The organism is Rhizobium sp. BK176 (genome assembly GCF_024808055.1).
Map to the genome: position 1 here is coordinate 1 of NZ_JANUBV010000073.1, position 1441 is coordinate 1441.

Annotated in this window: 1 protein-coding gene; it reads left to right on the top strand. The window is 59.7% G+C overall.

Annotated features, from left to right (window positions below):
- Window positions 1-80: 80 nt before the first annotated feature.
- A partial coding sequence (gene tnpC / locus FHT76_RS41235) for an IS66 family transposase (protein ID WP_259186898.1) occupies window positions 81-1441 on the top strand: 1361 nt, incomplete at its 3' end.

Here is a 1441-nt window from a genome sequence, read left to right on the forward strand (position 1 = left end):
GTGCGGCAATATCAGATCGCCGGCTGAGGATGGCGAATTGAGCTGTTGACGCAAAGGGGCGGTTCAGATTCAAGAATCTGATGACTCGAACCGGCGAACCAAGCGTTGCAGAGCTGATGGCGCAGTTGGCGGCCAATGCTGCCGAAATCGCTGCGCTCAAAGCTGAGAAAGAGGCGCTCTCGCGGCGGGTCGTCAAGCTGGAAGAGGAGCTGGCACTGGCAAAGCTGCATCGCTTTGCCCCGCGCAGCGAAAAGCACATTGACCGTCTCTTCAACGAGGCCGAAGAGGCTGCGGTCGAGGATGACAGCGAGGAAGGCGATGTTGTCGAGCTTCCAGACACCGGCCTGCCAGCGGTAGAAGGTCAAACGGGAAAGAAGCGTGGACGCAGACCTCTGCCGGAAGACCTGCCACGCGAGCGCGTCGAATATGACCTCCCCGACGATCAGAAGTCTTGTCCCTGCTGTCAGGGTCAGATGCATCGCATGGGCGAGGCTGTTACCGAACAGCTCCATATCGAGGTCAAGGCAAAGGTCCTACAGAATGTGCGGTTCAAGTACGCTTGCCGCCATTGCGACCGCACCGGGATCAACACGCCCGTCGTGATCGCACCGATGCCGACGCAGCCCCTGCCGGGCAGTATCGCTACCGCCTCGACGTTGGCCTTCGCGCTCGTCCACAAGTACGTCGACGGCACACCGCTCTACCGCGTGGCGCAAACATTCGAGCGTGCTGGTGTTCCGATCAGCCGCGGCGCTCTCGCTCACTGGGTCATCGGCTCAAGCGAGAAGCATCTGCACCGCATCTATGATGCTCTGAAACTGCGGCTCAGATTACAGCCTCTCATTCATGGCGATGAGACGACGGTTCAGGTCCTGAAGGAAAAGGACAAGGAGGCCACCAGCACTTCGTACATGTGGGCCTATCGCAGCGGCGAGGACAGTGACGAGCCAATCGTATTGCTCGACTATCGGCCGGGGCGCGGCCAGATCCACCCGCAGACCTTCCTTGGTGACTACCGCGGCATATTGGTCAGCGATGGCTACACTGCCTGGCGCACATTGAATGGCGCAACCCATGTCGGATGCATGGCTCACTCCAGGCGGCGCTTCGTTGATGCCCTCAAGGCGAGAAAGAATGGAGGAGGCCCGCCGGAGCAAGCTCTCAGGTTCTTCGAGCAGCTCTACCGGATCGAAAGGCAGGCGCGAGAGATAAAGCCCGACGCCGGTGAAACGCAGGCCGAGTGCATTCGCCGCTTCCGCCAACAGCACAGCTTACCTGTCCTGAACGCTCTGAAGACTTGGCTCGATAACATCGCGCCGAAGGTCGTACCGGATACCAAGCTCGGCGATGCTGTGTCCTACACCCTGAACCAATGGGATTACCTGACGCGTTACACCAGCGACGGCAGGATGCCGATCGATAACAACATTCTGGAACGCGA